The organism is Profundibacter sp. (genome assembly GCF_965277155.1).
GTDB lineage: Bacteria > Pseudomonadota > Alphaproteobacteria > Rhodobacterales > Rhodobacteraceae > Profundibacter.
Window position 1 is genome coordinate 794,217 of record NZ_CBDIBV010000013.1, and the last position, 17,362, is coordinate 811,578.

Annotated in this window: 15 protein-coding genes, 2 tRNA genes and 3 pseudogenes; 10 read left to right on the top strand and 10 right to left on the bottom strand. The window is 56.3% G+C overall.

Annotated elements, in window-relative coordinates; translation table 11 throughout:
* Window positions 1–96: 96 nt before the first annotated feature.
* The 5 genes from hemC (at window position 97) to ACQY4M_RS19240 (ending at window position 3,281) form a co-directional block, all read left to right on the top strand.
* Window positions 97–1,041 carry a hydroxymethylbilane synthase gene (gene hemC / locus ACQY4M_RS19220; RefSeq protein WP_428547514.1) on the top strand — a complete coding sequence of 315 codons (945 nt, stop codon included), beginning with the start codon at window positions 97–99 and terminating at the stop codon, window positions 1,039–1,041.
* A 64-nt stretch (window positions 1,042–1,105) separates the two neighbouring features.
* Window positions 1,106–1,840 carry a sterol desaturase family protein gene (locus ACQY4M_RS19225; RefSeq protein ID WP_428547517.1) on the top strand — a complete coding sequence of 245 codons (735 nt, stop codon included), beginning with the start codon at window positions 1,106–1,108 and terminating at the stop codon, window positions 1,838–1,840.
* Window positions 1,841–1,879: 39 nt separating this feature from the next.
* Window positions 1,880–2,221 (top strand): hypothetical protein, encoded by a 342-nt coding sequence (locus ACQY4M_RS19230; RefSeq protein ID WP_428547520.1) that lies wholly within the window; start codon window positions 1,880–1,882, stop codon window positions 2,219–2,221.
* A 43-nt stretch (window positions 2,222–2,264) separates the two neighbouring features.
* Window positions 2,265–2,762, top strand: coding sequence for a copper chaperone PCu(A)C (locus ACQY4M_RS19235; RefSeq protein ID WP_428547523.1), 498 nt, complete (start codon window positions 2,265–2,267; stop codon window positions 2,760–2,762).
* A 69-nt stretch (window positions 2,763–2,831) separates the two neighbouring features.
* Entirely contained in the window at window positions 2,832–3,281 is a 450-nt protein-coding gene (locus ACQY4M_RS19240; protein ID WP_428547526.1) for a low molecular weight protein-tyrosine-phosphatase, read from the top strand.
* 55 nt (window positions 3,282–3,336) lie between these two features.
* Here ACQY4M_RS19240 and ACQY4M_RS19245 read toward each other — a convergent pair whose 3' ends face one another.
* From ACQY4M_RS19245 to lipB, 7 genes are all read right to left on the bottom strand, one after another.
* Entirely contained in the window at window positions 3,337–3,651 is a 315-nt protein-coding gene (locus ACQY4M_RS19245) for a hypothetical protein (protein ID WP_428547529.1), read from the bottom strand.
* A gap of 133 nt (window positions 3,652–3,784) precedes the next feature.
* On the bottom strand, window positions 3,785–4,735 hold the full coding sequence (locus ACQY4M_RS19250) for a 1-phosphofructokinase family hexose kinase (protein ID WP_428547532.1): 951 nt from the start codon (window positions 4,733–4,735) through the stop codon (window positions 3,785–3,787).
* Between the two features lie 91 nt (window positions 4,736–4,826).
* The gene (locus ACQY4M_RS19255; protein ID WP_428547535.1) at window positions 4,827–5,228 is read right to left on the bottom strand and encodes a hypothetical protein; all 402 of its coding nucleotides are present in this window, start codon (window positions 5,226–5,228) and stop codon (window positions 4,827–4,829) included.
* A gap of 40 nt (window positions 5,229–5,268) precedes the next feature.
* Entirely contained in the window at window positions 5,269–5,811 is a 543-nt protein-coding gene (locus ACQY4M_RS19260) for a DUF2244 domain-containing protein (RefSeq protein WP_428547538.1), read from the bottom strand.
* 12 nt (window positions 5,812–5,823) lie between these two features.
* Window positions 5,824–7,497, bottom strand: a complete 1,674-nt coding sequence (locus tag ACQY4M_RS19265) for a cytochrome c oxidase subunit I (protein WP_428547541.1) — start codon at window positions 7,495–7,497, stop codon at window positions 5,824–5,826.
* 251 nt (window positions 7,498–7,748) lie between these two features.
* The gene (locus ACQY4M_RS19270; RefSeq protein WP_428547544.1) at window positions 7,749–8,171 is read right to left on the bottom strand and encodes a c-type cytochrome; all 423 of its coding nucleotides are present in this window, start codon (window positions 8,169–8,171) and stop codon (window positions 7,749–7,751) included.
* Window positions 8,172–8,267: 96 nt separating this feature from the next.
* Complete coding sequence (gene lipB, locus ACQY4M_RS19275) at window positions 8,268–8,933, bottom strand: lipoyl(octanoyl) transferase LipB (RefSeq protein WP_428547547.1); 666 nt, start codon at window positions 8,931–8,933, stop codon at window positions 8,268–8,270.
* 118 nt (window positions 8,934–9,051) lie between these two features.
* On the opposite strand from lipB, the gene ACQY4M_RS19280 reads away from it, so the two are divergent.
* The 4 genes from ACQY4M_RS19280 to ACQY4M_RS19295 all read left to right on the top strand — a co-directional run bounded on the left by ACQY4M_RS19280 (window position 9,052) and on the right by ACQY4M_RS19295 (window position 14,544).
* Window positions 9,052–9,137: transfer RNA gene (locus ACQY4M_RS19280), tRNA-Leu, on the top strand.
* A 276-nt stretch (window positions 9,138–9,413) separates the two neighbouring features.
* Window positions 9,414–9,503 (top strand) — tRNA-Ser (locus ACQY4M_RS19285).
* 344 nt (window positions 9,504–9,847) lie between these two features.
* Window positions 9,848–11,107, top strand: a complete 1,260-nt coding sequence (locus ACQY4M_RS19290; RefSeq protein ID WP_428547550.1) for a metallophosphoesterase family protein — start codon at window positions 9,848–9,850, stop codon at window positions 11,105–11,107.
* Window positions 11,107–14,544, top strand: a complete 3,438-nt coding sequence (locus ACQY4M_RS19295) for an AAA family ATPase (RefSeq protein WP_428547553.1) — start codon at window positions 11,107–11,109, stop codon at window positions 14,542–14,544. The genes ACQY4M_RS19290 and ACQY4M_RS19295 overlap by 1 nt, the downstream gene beginning before the upstream one ends.
* A gap of 202 nt (window positions 14,545–14,746) precedes the next feature.
* Here ACQY4M_RS19295 and ACQY4M_RS19300 read toward each other — a convergent pair whose 3' ends face one another.
* The 3 genes and pseudogenes from ACQY4M_RS19300 to istA form a co-directional block, all read right to left on the bottom strand.
* Window positions 14,747–15,973, bottom strand: coding sequence for an IS256 family transposase (locus tag ACQY4M_RS19300; RefSeq protein WP_428539582.1), 1,227 nt, complete (start codon window positions 15,971–15,973; stop codon window positions 14,747–14,749).
* Between the two features lie 99 nt (window positions 15,974–16,072).
* A pseudogene (locus tag ACQY4M_RS19305) lies at window positions 16,073–16,393 on the bottom strand (transposase); the annotation flags it as partial.
* 93 nt (window positions 16,394–16,486) lie between these two features.
* Window positions 16,487–17,107 (bottom strand): annotated as a pseudogene (istA, locus tag ACQY4M_RS19310) (IS21 family transposase); the annotation flags it as partial.
* A 121-nt stretch (window positions 17,108–17,228) separates the two neighbouring features.
* Between istA and ACQY4M_RS19315 the strand changes: the two are divergent.
* Window positions 17,229–17,354: pseudogene (locus ACQY4M_RS19315) on the top strand (IS256 family transposase); the annotation flags it as partial.
* Window positions 17,355–17,362: the final 8 nt, after the last annotated feature.

A 17,362-nucleotide genomic window follows, 5' to 3' on the forward strand; every position in this document is an offset into this window, starting at 1 on the left:
TGCTTGTAATTCACCTCTATTGCCAGCGACATGATGTCAAGCCACCCGTGGGATGTTTGCCGTTGTCAGGCGCATTTGACGCGCTTAAACAGGGGTATGACGAAAGATTTACCAAACCCCGCTTCGCCCCTGAAAATAGGCACCCGTGGCTCGCCTTTGGCGTTGGCGCAGGCGTATGAAACGCGTCGTCGTCTGATGGCGGCGTTCGATCTGCCGGAACAGGCGTTCGAGGTGGTGGTGATCACCACATCCGGTGACCGGATTCAGGACCGCCCCTTGAAAGAAGTTGGCGGCAAGGGTTTGTTCACCAAAGAGATCGAAGAGGACATGCTGTCGGCCAAGATCGACATCGCGGTCCATTCGATGAAGGATATGCCGGTTGATCAGCCCGAGGGGCTGTTGCTGGATACCTATCTGCCGCGCGAGGACGTGCGCGATGCGTTTGTTTCGCCCAAGCTAAAGCGGCTGGCGGATTTGGCCCAAGGGGCAACCGTTGGCACCTCGAGCCTGCGACGTCGGGCGCAACTGCTGAACAAACGCCCTGATCTGAACATCGTCGAATTTCGCGGCAATGTGCAGACCCGTTTGAAAAAGCTGGCCGATGGCGTTGCCGAGGCGACCTTCCTTGCGATGGCCGGTCTGAACCGGATGGGGTATGACGATGTGGCCCAGTCCCCGATCGAAGTTGACGACATGCTGCCCGCCGTGGCGCAAGGGGCCATCGGTATTGAACGGCGTGCGGATGATATGCGCGTGGCGGATATGCTGGCGGCGATCCATGACGTTGAAACCGGCCAGCGGCTGGCAGCGGAACGGGCGTTTCTGGCGGCGCTGGACGGATCATGCCAGACCCCGATTGGCGGGCTGGCCGTGCTTGAGGGGGATGCGATTTACCTGCGCGGCGAAATCCTGCGCCCCGACGGGTCCGAGTGTCTGACCGACGAAGACCGCAGCCCGATTTCAGACGCTGCCGAAATGGGGCGCGCCGTGGCCGAACGTCTGCGGGCACGGGCCGGAGAAGGGTTCTTTGACTGGGTCTAATGGACAGGGCTAACGTCACGTCCCCCCTTTACAATCCGCCCCCGTTTCCCGCACCATTTGGCACATGTATGCAGATCGCCTGAAATTGATGTTCTCGCACACCTCGGTGCAGGTGATGTTCGGCTTGTGGCTGCTGGGCTGGGCGCTGGTGATCGGCACTGGAAATGCCCGTCTGCTGTGGCTGGCACCGCTGGGTATCATCGGCCAGATGCTAAATGAATACTCGGTGCATCGTTACCTGTTCCACTGGCCCGCCCCGCGCAGCCAGTTCTGGTTTGATGTGCTGTATCGGGTGCATTACGGCCACCATGATTTCCCCAACAAACCGGCGCTGTTCTTTGTGCCGGTGTGGTTTGCGGTGCCGATGGCCCTGCTGCATGTAACGCTGGCCTATATTGTGCTGCGGCTGTTGGGGTTTGAAAGCCCGCTGATCAGCGCTACAACATTCACCTTTGTCGGCGGCATCACCGCGTTTTTGTTTTACGAATGGTTCCACATGACGGCTCATACCAATGTGCGTAAATGGGTGGTGGAACGCTATGTCACCCGCCTTCACGGGATGCACCATTTTCGTAATTACCAGCGCTGGTTCCACGTCAACCCGGGTGGCGAGGTGATTGACCGGATCATGGGCACGGCGATTCCCGATGAAGAGTTGAAACAAAAGGGGCGGATGCAGTTTTTGTCAACATTAGGCCTGAAACCCGATGATCCTCGTCTGATCAGCGCCCGTGCGCGGCTTGGCCCGCAATACAATATCACCGAACAGGATATGACCCGCGCAGCCGCTACAATTTGACGCTTGCGGCGTGGAACAGGCGGGCATAGCATTATACCCATGCTACGTTTGATCAACGCCCTATTCCTGTCGCTGACACTGGTGGTCACCAGTATCAGTATGGCCGTGGCGCGTGGGCAAAGCCCTGATATCGGCACTGATATTGTGATCTGTACCGGCGTAGGCATAACGACCATTACAATTGGTCCCGATGGACAGCCGATAAAGAAAACCCATCTCTGTCCTGATGGCGTTTCGATCTTTGCAGCCACGTTCACAACCCCGATTGTGCCGGTTTTGCCTAGCGTGATGGTGTGGCGCCTCGCGTTGCCCTCAGATACCGTTATCTTGCCACAGGAAGCCCCGTCTCCTGCGGCGCGTGGGCCACCCCTGGATGTTTGAACTCTAGCCAACTTTAAACAGAATAATATCCAAGGGGACGCGTATGTCTTTCACAAAAACAATTCTGGCATCGGCCACGGCAATTATCCTTGCCATGCCGGCCTTTGCTGATGGCATCATGATCAAAGATGCCTATATTCGGTCCTCTGGCCCCAATGCCAAAACCGGCGCGGCCTTTCTGGTGATCATGAATGAAACCGATCAGGATGATACACTGGTTGGCGCGACTTCCGATGTAGCGAAACGTATCGAAACACACACCCATATCAAAACCGACGATGGTGTGATGCAAATGCGCAAGGTCGAAGGCGGCTTTCCTGTTGCGGCTCATGGTATGCACGCATTGCAGCGTGGTGGGGATCATTTGATGTTTTTGGGGCTGACCCGGCCCTTGAACCAAGGCGATATGGTCTCGGTCACCCTGACATTTGAAAATGCCGGCGATATGACCGTCGAAATTCCGGTTGACCTGAAACGTATGCCCGAAAGTGGCATGACGATGAAACACGACATGGATATGTCGAACGGCACCAACGACTAGGTTTGGTGCTTTGGTAGGTATCGGCCCCGCGTTCATGTGTTGAACGCGGGGATTTTTTGTAGAGGGCGCTTGATCATGCGGATATTGTTTGTTTGCCTTGGGAATATTTGCCGCTCCCCTTCAGCTGAAGGGGTGTTTCGCACGCTTAGCCAAAAGGCCGGGCTGGATCTGGAAATTGACAGCGCTGGCACCGGGGGCTGGTATATCGGCAAAGCACCCTATGGCCCGATGCAAGCCGCTGCATTGCAACGGGGGTATGATTTGTCAGACCTGCGCGCACGGCAGTTCCATTCGGGTGATTTTGACAGTTTTGACCTGATCATCGGCATGGATGCAGAAAACATCGCGGATATAGAAAGCCTGCGCCCCGCCGGTAATATGACGCCTGTGCGCCTGTTCACTGATTACGCACCGCAATCCGGTGCCGACCATGTGCCGGACCCCTATTATACGCGGGATTTCGAGGGGCCATTGGCATTGATCGAAGAAGCCAGCCTTGGCCTGATCGCAACCCTGTAGGGTGGGCCGGTTCTGTGGCAAAGCCACAGGTTCGCCCACCATTCGCACCAAAACCTTACTGGCAATAAGCCTGCGCCGTGGCGCCGAAATCCTTATACCGCCGCCAGAAGGCTTCTTTGCGGGCATTGTCTGCCTGACGCACATCCTGTGCCAACTGTGGGTCTTTAAAGAACTTGGCGGCCAGCGCCTGATCGCGATTGGTCAGGACCTGATCTGCGGCATCCTGAATGCAGCGGCACAATTGACGCGACGCGCCGGGGCGTTCGGATTTCATGCAGGCGCGGTGGATTTTACCACCGGCAAGGGCCACAGGGGCGGTTGCGGATAAGATGGAAACGGCGATCAGCGCCGTGAATGCGATGGTCTTCATTGTCTTTGCCTCTTGCCTATGCGGGCGCTCCGGTTCATCCGGATGTCATCCCGCTTTTTGCTCGTTTTTTGGCAATATGCCCGAAGTGGTTCCAAAATTCAATCACCCAGAAAAAGGGTGTGGCCTGATTGTGCTACTCTAGTTGCACAAGCGGGCATTGGGCCACCAGCGCATTGGCCTCGGCGCGTGGGCACAGGCGGGTGGCATCGGTCATCACAGCGGCGCTTGCGGCGGCGGCCCCTTTTTGCAAGGCTTGCGACGGGGCTTCTCCGCGCGATAGGGCCAGAACCAGCGCCCCGACAAAACTGTCGCCCGCGCCAACCTTGCTGCGCACCGGCACATCGGCTGCTGCCGCATGCCAGCGTTCATTGCCAGTGGCCAGAACAGACCCCTTTGCCCCAAGCGCCATCACGATCACCTGCGCTACCCCACGTTTGACCAGATGGGTGGCGAATTGGGCCAGTGCCTTGACGGTTTGCAGCGGTTCTCCTGCCAGTTCCTCGGTCTCGGCCTTGTCCATACGCAGCAGGTAGGGCGGGTTCGCCGGGCCGGACACCATTTGCCGCAAGGCCCGCCCGGATGTGTCCACCACCAACCGTGCGCCGGTGCCGTAAATTTGCCGTTCAAGCATGGCAGGGAAGTCATCAGGCACGCCGGGCGGGTTACTACCGCTTAACACCACATATCCATCTTTCGGGATGGTTTTGCGAATGTCCGCCAGAGCATTTTTCACCAGCGCCGCGTCCCAGATCGGGTCGGGCATCACAAAACGGTATTGCTGGCCTGTGCGCCGTTCTGTCACCGCCATGCTTTGACGGGTTTCACTGGGAATATCGAAGGGATGCACCTGCACCCCTTCGCGGCCCAGAAGGCTTAGCAATATCTGCCCCATATGTCCGCCCACGGCGGCAAAGGCGCAGGCGTCGCCGCCCAGAATATGGATAGCACGGGCCACATTTACCCCGCCACCGCCGGGATCGCGCATTGCGGCAGTGCATCGTACTTTGTGATCCGGACGAACCCGTTTGGCCGAGGTCGAAAAGTCAACCGTAGGGTTCAGGGTGATGGTCAGAATATCGGACATTTTGCGGCGCCTTTAACATGCGGTTCCGTTGGCGATCAGCGTCCCAGATTTCGCTTGGTTTGGCAACAGGCCTCAGCCGCACAGGCAGTGGCTATTCCGGATATTTACGTCTGGCTTTGGCCACCTCGATCTTCCCGCCGTTCTTGCGGGTTTGGGCTGTGGCGCGCCACTCGTAAGTATGTCGACCGCTGGGCGGGCAGGGGGATTTGTATTTGAACGCACCGGGTTCGATCACCTGCTGGCCGGTGTATTTCACCACCCCGCCACCGTGGTTATATCCCGGCACATCGCGATCGGTCAGTTTGAAGCGGATATATTGGGTGCCGACGGGGACGTCTTTCAGAACAAAACGCGGGTTGAGGACGCGGTTCGGATTGCCGCTGGTACACAGCTTTAACCCTTTCCAGTCAAATCCGATTTCGAACGCTTGTGCGGCAGGGACGGATAGGGCAAGTGTGGTGGCGATGGCAAATGTTGATAATAGAATGCGCATTGAATAACCTCGTAAAGAAACAGAATTCGTGCATCATAGCTTATTTCGGCAATCTGGCCAACACGCGCTGCAATTCACCGATCAGTGCCTTACGCTCGTCCACCGACAAGAACGCCCCAATCTCGACCTCGCGGTCCCCGCCGCGCAGGGTCAGGTAGCTGTCTACGGGGCCGGATTTCGGGTGCATGTGCACGCTGACCCAATAGGGGTTGGCCGCCCAATGTTGCGGCTTGCCGCGCGGGTTCTGGCGGGTCAGTTCCATATGGTCGGACCAGATGGTCAGGGTCTCGAGGATCGTCCCGTCCTTGTAGCTACGCATCAGAAAATACCAGATGGATGCAACAGCCGCGGCCAGAAATGGCAACATGATCCATAGGTGGCGGGTGCCCAGCAGGGCAAATAGCGGGACACATAACAGGGCAACAGTAAGGCCGATGAACCAGACAAATCCGCGTGGCGGCAAGGACCGGTATGGCCAGAGGGTAAGCTGGCAATAGGGTTTGCCTGTAGTATGGGCAAAGCAAGAGGCCCCGAATTGCTCCGAGGCCTCTTGATCAGGTTTTATCTGCCACTCGTAAGGCAATGCGCCATCCCCTTAGTGGTTGTGGCTTCTGTCCCATTCTTCCTGCTTGGCAAGAATTTCGAACGTATGCTCCGGCGGCGGGGTGGGCAAAGTCCACTCCAGCGTATCGGCATATTCGTTCCAGTAGTTCTTTTCGGTCACCCGTTTGCCTGCCAGCAGCGTGTAGAACACGATGCCGATGAAGAACACGAAGGAGGCGAAAGACAGGAAGGCCCCCCATGATGAAATATAGTTCCAGTAGGCAAAGGCCTCGGGGTAGTCGATATAGCGGCGCGGCATGCCCTGACGACCCAGAAAGTGCTGCGGGAAGAACGTCAGGTTCGTACCGATAAAGAACATCGCGAAATGCAGTTTGCCTGCCCATTCCGGATATTGGCGGCCTGACATTTTGCCGATCCAGAAATAGACGCCGGCAAAGATCGCGAATGCGGCCCCCAGAGACATCACATAATGGAAGTGCGCCACGACATAGTAGGTATCATGATAGGCGCGGTCCAGACCCGGTTGGCTAAGGACAACACCCGTAACGCCACCAACGGTGAACAGGAACAAAAAGCCGATGGCAAACAGCATCGGAGTTTCAAAACTGACCGAGCCTTTCCACATCGTCGCGATCCAGCTGAAGATCTTGATGCCCGTGGGCACCGCAATCACCATCGTAGCCATCATGAAATAGCTTTGCTGTGACAGGCTCATCCCGACGGTGTACATGTGGTGCGCCCAGACGACAAAGCCCAGAACCCCGATTGCCACCAGCGCGTAAACCATCGGTAGATAGCCAAAGATCGGTTTGCGCGAGAAGGTCGCGATAACGTGGCTGATGATGCCAAAACCGGGCAGGATGATCATGTAGACTTCGGGATGACCAAAGAACCACAGGATATGCTGGTAAAGGATCGGATCACCCCCGCCGGCAGGATCAAAGAAGGTTGTGCCGAAATTTCGGTCGGTCAGCAGCATGGTGATGCCACCCGCCAGAACCGGTAGCGACAGCAAAATCAGCCATGCGGTGATAAAGATCGACCAGGCAAACAGCGGCACCTTGTGCAGGGTCATCCCTGGTGTACGCATGTTCAGGAAGGTAGTGATCATGTTGATCGCGCCAAGGATAGATGAGGCGCCGGACAGGTGAACCGCAAAGATCGCCAGATCCATCGAGATACCTGTTTCCGAAGTGGATAGCGGCGGATACAGGACCCAGCCAACACCAGAGCCGGATTGCCCATTGCCCCCCGGCGCAAGCATCGAGGCGACCCCCAGTGTTACCCCTGCCACATACATCCAGAACGATAGGTTGTTCATCCGTGGAAACGCCATATCAGGTGCGCCGATATGTAGTGGCATGAAATAGTTGCCAAAACCGCCAAACAACGCCGGAATGACAACAAAGAACATCATCAATACACCGTGGTAGGTGATCATTACATTCCAGAGATGCCCGTTCGGAGTGCATTCCCGAGTCGCATCCGCAATAAAGCGCGCGCCCTCAAGGCACATGTATTGCACGCCCGGTTCCATAAGCTCGAGCCGCATGTAAACCGTGAACAGAACCGAGATAAATCCGACGGCTCCTGCGGTAAAAAGGTAAAGAATTCCGATGTCTTTGTGGTTTGTGGACATGAACCAACGGGTAAAGAAACCCTTTTTGGCATGTTCATCATGGCCGTGGATAGCTGCGTCCGCCATGAACGTACTCCCTGTTCTTATATTTATAATTCGTGAAAAGTTGCCTTTCCACGTCGCGTTCCTTACGCCTTTGTAGGGGGAAAATTGATCCAGATCAATAAAACGTTACAGGGGTTTGCAGCAGGAAGGGGTAAGGCGCGACATTTTGGCCCAACACTGGATCATCCGCATAGAAAAAGCCGCGAAAAGGAAACACCTTATCGCGGCTTCAATTTGATTTGCATAAAGTGTGATGCGTGTTGCAATTGCTCTTAGTTAGAGGCTTCCGGTGCCGGACCGACGCTGGCCAGATAGGCCGCTACATCTTCGCCGCCGTGCTTCAGCTTGAAAGACATGCCTGTTTTGGAGGGCTGGTCATGAGCTTTCAGGAAATCTTTGGGGTTGGTGACCCATTCGGCCAATGTTGCTTCGTCCCAAACCAGACCGCCTTCGCCCAAAGCTGTCAGGCCTGCGCTGTATTTGGTAAAGTCCTCTTGCGAGCCAGCAGCACGACCAATGACACCATAAAGGTTCGGGCCGGTTTTGCCGCCTTTGAAGATCACATCATCGCCGTTGACGATCATATGGCAGGCTTTACATTTCTTGAAAAGCTTTTCACCGGCGGCAACATCGCCCTCGGCAAATGCAGGTGATGCCGCAGCAAGAACTGCTAGAATGGCAAGTGTACGTTTCATAGTTACCTCGTTCAGAAAGATTCGCGTCCCCTGCGGAATATAAGGTCTGTGACGGGAATTGAAAGGCGATCCCTGAATTGGGCGGGATTTGACTTATTAGTCACTGAATACCTTAGTAAAACAGTGTTTTAATGCAACATCTACATCGGTCATGTCCACCGGCCGCCCCAGATCGACCAGACTGGTCACGCCATATTGCGTAATCCCGCAGGGCACAATGCCGCTGTAATGCTCCAGATCGGGTTCCACATTAATTGAAATCCCGTGAAAGCTGACCCATTTGCGCAAACGAACCCCGATGGCGGCGATTTTATCCTCGGCTTGTGAGCCGTCAGCATTCAGCGGCTTGTCATCACGCACCACCCAGACCCCGACACGCCTGTCGCGGCGTTCGCCTTTGACGTTGAACTGCTCCAGCGTGCAGATTACCCAATCCTCGAGTTGCTGCACGAACTTGCGAACATCGCGCCCCCTTTTGCCAACATCCAGCATCGCATAGGCGACCCGCTGGCCGGGGCCGTGATAGGTATATTGCCCGCCACGTTTGGAAGTATAGACAGGGAATCGGTCAGGATCGGTCAGGTCGGCCGGTTTGGCGCTGGTGCCTGCGGTATAAAGGGGCGGGTGCTCGACCAGCCAGATTGCCTCGTCAGCGTTGCCGGCAGCAATTGCCTCTGCCCGCTTTTCCATTTCGGAAACCGCGAAATCATAATCCGTCAGATCGGAGGAGATGATCCATTCAACCATTGGCTTGCCCATCATAATGCGATGTCCGTCTGTGGCATCGGCCGGTTGGATTGTCAAAGGGGCTATGGGGCGCTTTTGCTCTTCACAACCCACCGGCGTTTCGGTATATGCCGCACATCTTACCAGATCACATGCGGTTGTGGCGGAATGGTAGACGCGCAGCGTTGAGGTCGCTGTGGGGTAACACCCGTGGAAGTTCGAGTCTTCTCAACCGCACCACAGGTTCTTCTGGAACAGAAGGACCAACGGGATTTTGAAAAATACACTGGACGGCAGTCGTTTCAAAGAAACGACGAGAGCACCCGGCGTTCGAAGAATATCTCGTCGAGTGCACCATCGGCTTTTCACACCAAGCCAGACAAACTACATGCAGTTTGAAATGCAGGCGCATGCCGGTTTGCTTCACCTCAGCCTTCCCCGACGCAAAGCCAAAAAGATATTCAAGGCGTCATATTGCACTTGTCCCCACCGTTAAGCCCCGCTAAACCCGTCGACGGAGACGTGGCCGAGTGGTCGAAGGCGCTCCCCTGCTAAGGGAGTAGGCGAGGAATCGTCTCGAGGGTTCGAATCCCTTCGTCTCCGCCACTTGCCTTCATTGAAACGCGGAAATGCCCTGATGCAGGGGTGATTTTCTTTATGTTTCAAAGGGGTTTAGGTCTGGCGACCGAACTTGCGAGAATGCCCGGTCACCTTATTACGCTCTCTATCCCCCGTTTCTCTCTATTCGACCGAACCTCGCGGCGATTTGGTTCGCTCGACGAAAGCCCAATAAAACATGGGTTTTTCGAGAGTTTCGCATCCGACAGGTTGCAGCCGTGTCAAATCCTCTCACGCGATCAGCGAAAACAGAAATGGACGTGGCAGGGCGAAAGGTTGAGAATTTCCGAAACTATCTGGCGAAACCCATGGTTGTCGCCTAAACTGCTCGGATGTTTCGCTTTATTCATACAGCGGACCTTCATCTCGACGCTCCTTTACATAGTCTTGCGCTCAAGGATGAGGTCCTTTCCGACCTTGTGGGGTCCGCAACACGCGGAGCACTTGAGCAGATCGTGACCCTTTGCCTGGAAGAAGATGTCCACGCGTTGCTCATCGCGGGTGATCTATATGACCGCGACCTTCACTCCATGAAAACAGCAGCCTTCCTGACGGCCCAGTTGGAGCGCCTGAATGCTGCTGAAATCCCCGTCTTCATTATTCGCGGCAATCATGACGCTGCGAGTGTCATCACAAAGGAACTGGATCTGCCCCCGAACGTCCATGTGTTTTCCGGGCATGGCGGGACGAAACAGCTTGAAGAATACGGCGTCGCCGTTCACGGGGTCAGCTTTGCCAAGCCGCAGGCACCGGAAAGCCTGCTGCCCAAATATCCTGCGCCTGTGGCGGGATGCTTCAATATCGGCTTGCTTCACACGAGCCTTGCGGGGTCCGAGGGGCACGACACATACGCGCCCTGTTCCGTCTCGGACCTCAAGAACCATGGCTATGATTACTGGGCTCTGGGGCACATCCACAAACGGCAGGTCCATTCCGAGGCGCCCCATATCGTAATGCCCGGCATGCCGCAGGGGCGCGATATCGGTGAGGCCGGTACAAAAACGGTCACGATGGTCAGCGTGTCGGATGGCCCCGGTTCCAACAATGTCACGCTGGAGGAAAGGCGCACATCGCAGGTTGAATTCAACCGGGTGTCCTGCGCGCTGGATGGTGTGGAGGAATGGCGCGACATGCTTGCGCAGATCACCGCCGCGATAACAGAGGCGGTTTCCCAGGCTGCGGGAAATAGCATCCTGCGGGTTGATCTGACAGGGCAGACGCCGCTTGCCTGGCGGGTTCGCCGGGATATGGACCTGCTGAGCGAGCAGATCAGGGAAGCGGCCCAGTTCATCGGAACCGTCTGGATTGAAAAGGTCGAATGTCATTTACGTCAGCCGGAAGCTTCTGAGGCCCGCGAGGACCCGCGGTTTGAACTCCAGGCCCTCATGCAAACGCTGATGCAGGAAGAGAGCGTCACCGCTCGCGCAGTGGAAATGGCCGAGTGGCTGGTGGGAGAACTGCCACCGGAAATCAGACCCGGTTTTGGTGCGGACAGGGATGCGTTGGCGGCAAGCGTCACCACATTTCTTACTGAAGGTTGCGAGGACGTCGTGGCCATGATGATGGGTGAAGAAACCGAGGGGGACAGATAATGCGCCTTCGCCGTCTTGATCTCACCCGCTTTGGCCATTTCACTGAAATTTCGCTGGATTTCGGGGCATCTGAGTCAGAAAAACCCGACTTGCACATCATTTTTGGCCCAAATGAATCGGGCAAGACAACGGCATTCGAAGCCTATCTCGATCTGCTTTTTGGTATCCACGCGCGCAGCCAATACAATTTCCTGCATGATTATGACAACATGCGCATCGGGGCCTGTTTGGAAATCGACGGGGCGGAACATGAGCTTGTCCGTATCAAAAAACAGCAAAACAATCTGCTTGATGCCAGCGGCAACCCGGTTAATCCGGCCATTTTGGCCCGCGCCCTTGATGGCATGAACCGAGAGCAGTACCGGGCGATGTTCTCGCTTGATGACGAGACGATCGAAAAAGGTGGCGATGATATTCTTGCCAGCCATGGCGACCTTGGCCAGCTTCTGTTTTCCGCAGCTGCCGGGCTTTCTGACCTGAGCGGCGTGCTGGACAAGGCGCGCGAGGCGGCGGAGAATTTTCACAAGAAATCTGCGCGTAAAAGTTTTTTGGCCGAGGCGCGCCGCAAGCTGAAAACTCTGGACGGACAAATCCGTGATCTTGACCTGAATGCCAACCGCTTTCGTACCTTGCGCACGGCGCTGGCAAAAGCCGAAACGAATGAAAAGGCGGCGCGGAAAAAACGCGATGATCTGATGGGTGACAAAGCCCAGGTTGATGCTGTTATCGAATGCTTGCCTCTGTTGGCCAAACGCAATGGGCTGCACTCCGATCTGGAATTGGTGAAAGATCATACCGTTTTTCAAGAGGCTTGGCCCGAGCAGGCCCGCGGCTTGCGTGAACGCGAGGTTGCGGCTACATCCACGCAAACTACGGCGCTGGAAACGCTGGAAAAACTCCGTGAAAAACAGGAAGAGATCAAGCCGGATCCCGATATCCTTGCCGTCAGGCAGGAGATTGAACAGCTGATGGATGCGCCGCGCTCCCGGGCGCTGACGGCACGCGATGACGTACCGAAACGGGAGCAAGAACTGACAGAGCTGAACGCGGATATTGAACAGGCCATGAAAGATTTAGGCCTGACCGAGGCTGAACCGGAAATCCTTGCCGAGCCAGTTCTAGGCAGGTTTGAGCGCTTGGCAAACGAAGTGAAAACGGCACGGAATTTGCTCGACGCAGCGCGTGATGAAGAGCGTGGCGCGAAGGCAGAGCTAGACGAAATCTCCGAAGATGAAGCCGAAATAATTGAGGCCATTCCATCGGTTGATGATCTTCGCGCCCTCTTGGATCGCCTTGAACCTGAAGCCTTGGTCAGCCAGCTGCGCGAAGCCAATGTAGCCACAGACCGTGAAAAGAATACTGTCAGGGACGCGCTGGCAGGTCTGGTGCCGTGGCACGGCGACGCTGACCAATTACCGGTGGCTCCGGTGACAGAAGATCAGGCGCGGCGGATCGCTGATGGCCACAATGAGCTGAAGGATGCGCACAAGGCAGCACGACAGGATTTTGACAAGGCGGCGCGCGAGCTGGCCAGTATCACAGCCCGAATCGACACCATGAAAACCGATGCCAGCCTGTTTTCGGATGAGGACAAGCAAGAGGCACGGGTCCATCGCGATTCTGTCTGGAACGAGCACGCCCAGACTCTTACCCGTGAAACAGCGGACAGGTTTCATGAAGAAATGGTGCGGGTGGACACCATACAGGACGCGCAGTTGGAGGCAGCCGATCGGGTGGCCCAATTGCGGGAACTGCAAATGAATGCGGCTGACCTGAAGGCACAAAAGGCCCATTGGAATGCACAAGTCGAGACGCTGACACAAGCGCTGGAGGCTGAACAAGGCGCGTTTGCCGGTATTCTCAAAGAGCTTTCCCTGCCCGAGGATTTTGATCCCAACGATCTGCAGCCTTGGCTGAAATCACTTGCAGGTGCCCACAAGGCCACCGCAGCCCTTGCGGAGGCGAAGGAAGTTCAGGCGCTTGCGCAGGCGGATATCGCCCAGGCCGAGGCGGCTCTGTGCAAGGCGCTGAACGCTGACCCGAAAGCGGGGGACCTGTCCGACCTTACCCGTATGGCGCGCAAAACCCTTGAGGATGCCGGACGTGTTCAGGAGCGCGCAATCGCGATTCAAAAAGCCAGCGCCAAGCTTAAAAAGCGCAAGCAAAAAATCGAGGAGCTGGAAAGATGCCTTTCGAAGGCTGAAGCCGAATGGCAGGCCCAGGCTGATGCCTCTCCCCTTGAGATTGACGACCCGTTGGGTTTCCATGATGCCTTGCCAATCCTGCGCAAGCTCGGGCCTTGGCTGTCGGAGCGCGAAAAACTGAGTGGCCGGATCAAGGCCATGAAAAAAGATGCCGGCGACTTCGGCAAAGCTTTACGTGATCTGAACACGCGACTGGGTGGCGACCTGCATGACGAAGACTTTGTTCTGGCACAACAATTAATAAACAGAATGAAATCAGCCGAACAAGCCAGCCATGATTTGCAAACCCTGAAATCACAGATTCAGGAGCAAGAAGATATGCGGGTCAGCGTTAGAAAGGAAATCAATAGTATTGCGGCAGCAGTTGAGGAAATGGCAACGGCATTTCCCGAATCCTCCGAGATCAAAACCACCGAAGATTTGCGAAATGCTGTCTCAAATGCCGAAAAATCTGATGGGCTGCGCGAGGAGATTGCGGATTTGCAGGGCCGCATCGTGCTTCGCTTGGGGCAGGATAATTTCGGCGCTGCACTAGAAATCCTTGAAAGTGCGGACATTCCCACAGCCACTGCGAGCCTGCAGGCCGTAGAAGCCGACCTCGTGGAGGCGGAGAACACGCTGGAAGGTGCCATCGGAGATTTACGCGCGGCCCGCGATGAGCTTGCTGCGGTTGGTGGCGATGATGCTGTCGCCAGATTGCAGGAAAAGCGGCAGGTTCTCTTGCTGGACATGGCCGAACAAGCCAGGAAGAGTCTGCGTTTGCGACTGGGCGTTCTATTGGCCGAGCAGGCACTGTCGCGCTATCGTGACACCCATCGCAGCGGTATGCTGGCCGCCACGGAAAAGGCTTTCACCAGACTGACCGCCGGACGATATACCAAGCTGGCGACACAACCCGACGGGCAAAACGAAGTCCTGCTCGCCGTGCGGGATGAGGATAACCGTTCAATTTCTGCCGCCAAAATGTCCAAGGGCACGCGCTTTCAGCTATATTTGGCATTGCGACTTGCGGGATATGGTCAGTTCGTCGCCGATGGCACGATCCTCCCGTTCATAGCCGATGACATCCTGGAGACATTCGACAACACGCGGACGTCGGCGGCACTGGATTTGCTCGGGGAAATCTCTCAGAGCGGGCAGGCCCTGTATTTTACGCATCATGAACATGTCGTTGATCTGGCGAGAGAAAGACTGGGAGGCGGCTGCCAAATTCATGATCTATCAGTGGAATAAAACAAGGGGTTTCCGTAAATTCCATGCCCGACCAGTTGCCGCACTATCATACTGACCCCCTCATGCGGTCAGGGAAAACAGAAATGGACGTAGTGGGGCGAAAATTCGCGTATCTGAATATTCGTCGGCAGCCAAGGGTTGTGTCTCGAAAGTGGTGGAAATTGATTTCAGGCACCTCCGAGCGGGTTGAGTTATGCGCCGGTCAGGCGGCTTGGTCAAGGGTTGCGTCGGCGACGGGCTGAGCGAGCGTTTCCCAGCCATCGACCTTTCGCATGACGATCTGCCCCGAGGCCATCAGAGCCCAAAGCAGCATCGGCACGGTCTCGGCGCATGGCAGCACGGTCTGGGTCTTGATGCGGCGGCGGAATTCCTCGTTCAGGCGTTCGATCGCATTTGTCGTTCTGGCCGATTTCCACTGGCCTTGTGGCAGACGCGTGAAGGTGAAAAGCTTATCTCCTGCTTCTTCCAAGCTGTCAGCGACGGCCTTGCATTTCAGCCGCCATTTTCGCAGAAATGCCTTGCGGCGGGTGGCGATTTCCTCGGGTGTTTTGGCGTAGATCATGTCGCGGTAATCTTCTGTCAACTCATCATGCATACGCTTGGGTGCCTTGGCCAGAAGGTTGCGGTGCTTGTGCACCGTGCACCTCTGGATCGGCAGATCTTCACCCCAGAGGGCAATGAGAGCGACCTCAAGTCCCGGTGCCCCGTCCACGATGACAAATTCGGGCCGTTTCAACCCGCGCGCATCCAGATCGTTGATGAACTGACGCCAGGCGGAGGTGCTTTCGCCGCCCATGTTCATCAGTGATAACAAGACCTTCTGCCCATCCCGGCGCACGCCAATCGCGGCCAGAACCGAGATATTGGTGGCTTTCCTGTCAATCCGCGTTTTGATCACGGTGCCGTCCAGGATCAGCCGCACGATGTCTTCATCCGCAAGGCTGCGGGCGCACCACGCCTGCCAGTCCACCTTCACCTTGCGCCAGGCGCGGCTCACCACATCCTTGCTGACCGCCCCCTGAAACAGGCCGAACAGGGCGCGTTTTACCCGCCGTGTGTTGGTGCCCGAAAGGTAGACAGCAGCGATCAGCGCCTCGGCCTTCTTCGTCAGCCGCTGGTAGCGGGGCAATGCCTTCGAGCGCCATTCTCTGGCCTTGCCGGCCTCGCCTGTGATCCGCGCACGCGGCACGCGCACCGTTTCGGTTCCAAATGTTCCGACCAGTTGCCGCTCGCGATGCCCGTGGCGGTATCCGGCCTTTGCCCCGCCGCTGCGGCCATACCGGCAACGGCCCAGAAACTGCTCCAGCTCCTCTTCGAAAACCGCCTCGATCGTCGCGCGGATGTTCTGGCGCAGCCGGTCTTCAATCGGGTCATAGCCTGCTTCATTGGCCAGTAGCGCGGATGTCGATGTTGCTGTATTCTTTGTCATGGCGTGATCTCCTTGGCGGTTCCAGCCGCCGGTTGGGTGGCTTCGATGCACCCGGAGATTACGCCGTCCTCGAATTTCCACCAAACTCGCGACACTACCAATGGTCAGATCGGCTACGCATTCTTTCAGGGCCATAGATTCCGAACGCAACTCTTTGACTTCTGGTGATGTCGCCTGACGAGCAGTGTCGCCAGAAAGTCGCCGCTTGCCTGCTTCGAGGAATTCTTTGGACCAGCTATAATACAGGCTTTCCGCAATGCCCTCACGACGGCACAGCGCGGATATGCTTTCCTCTCCTCGAAGGCCCGCTAAGACAATGCGGATCTTCTCCTCGGCAGAATAGGTTTGTCTGGTTTTGCGGCGGATATTCTTTACCAGCTTATCTGCCGCTGCTTTACTCGTTCCGGATTTCTTGTTCATCTTCACTCCTTGACGGTTACGATGAACCAGAAATCCTCCGTTAGCTAAACCTTAAATCTGTCCCACGAGTGCTGACGTCAGACACCGCCGGGTGCGTTTGCGAACCCCGTCTGGCATGATTTTGGCGACAAGGCATCTGTCATTGTCATAAAGAATGGACTGCGGAACCGCCCCGAAGAATGCGAATGCATGAACATGCCCGTCCAACCAGGCCTCGGTATTGGCCGCCGGATAGGCCCTGATATAGCAGGCATCGCTATGCGGTAGGTCAAAGGCAAAGAAATAAGCCTTTTGCTCAATGCCACCGATCACAACCAGCGCTTCGCCAAAGTCAGCCTGCGCATGGCCTGCCGGATGGGACAGCGGCACAAACATCTCTTTGCTTCCACGCTTCTTGCTGCGGACATAATCCTTCACAATCGTATAGCCGCCTGTGAACCCGCATTCGCCCCGCAGCCGGTCAAATATCCGCTTGGCCGTATGGCGCTGCTTGCGCGGTCGCCCCTTGTCCTCCCCCAGCCAGATATCAATCTGGTGCGTAAAACCATCCAGCTTGGGCCGCTTGACCGGGGCATTCCGGCGATATCCGGGAGGTTCCGAATAGGCCAGCATCTTGGCCACACTATCCCGACTGATCCCGAAATCCCGCGCTATCGCCCTACCGCTCAGCCCATCATGAAAATGGGCACGGCGCACCTTCAAATACATCTCCACAGTATAAATCTCCAAGCCCTCCGGTAGTGTCGCGAGTTTGGTGGAAATTCGAGGACGGCGTAATCTCCGGGTGCATCGAAGCCACCCAACCGGCGGCTGGAACCGCCAAGGAGATCACGCCATGACAAAGAATACAGCAACATCGACATCCGCGCTACTGGCCAATGAAGCAGGCTATGACCCGATTGAAGACCGGCTGCGCCAGAACATCCGCGCGACGATCGAGGCGGTTTTCGAAGAGGAGCTGGAGCCGGC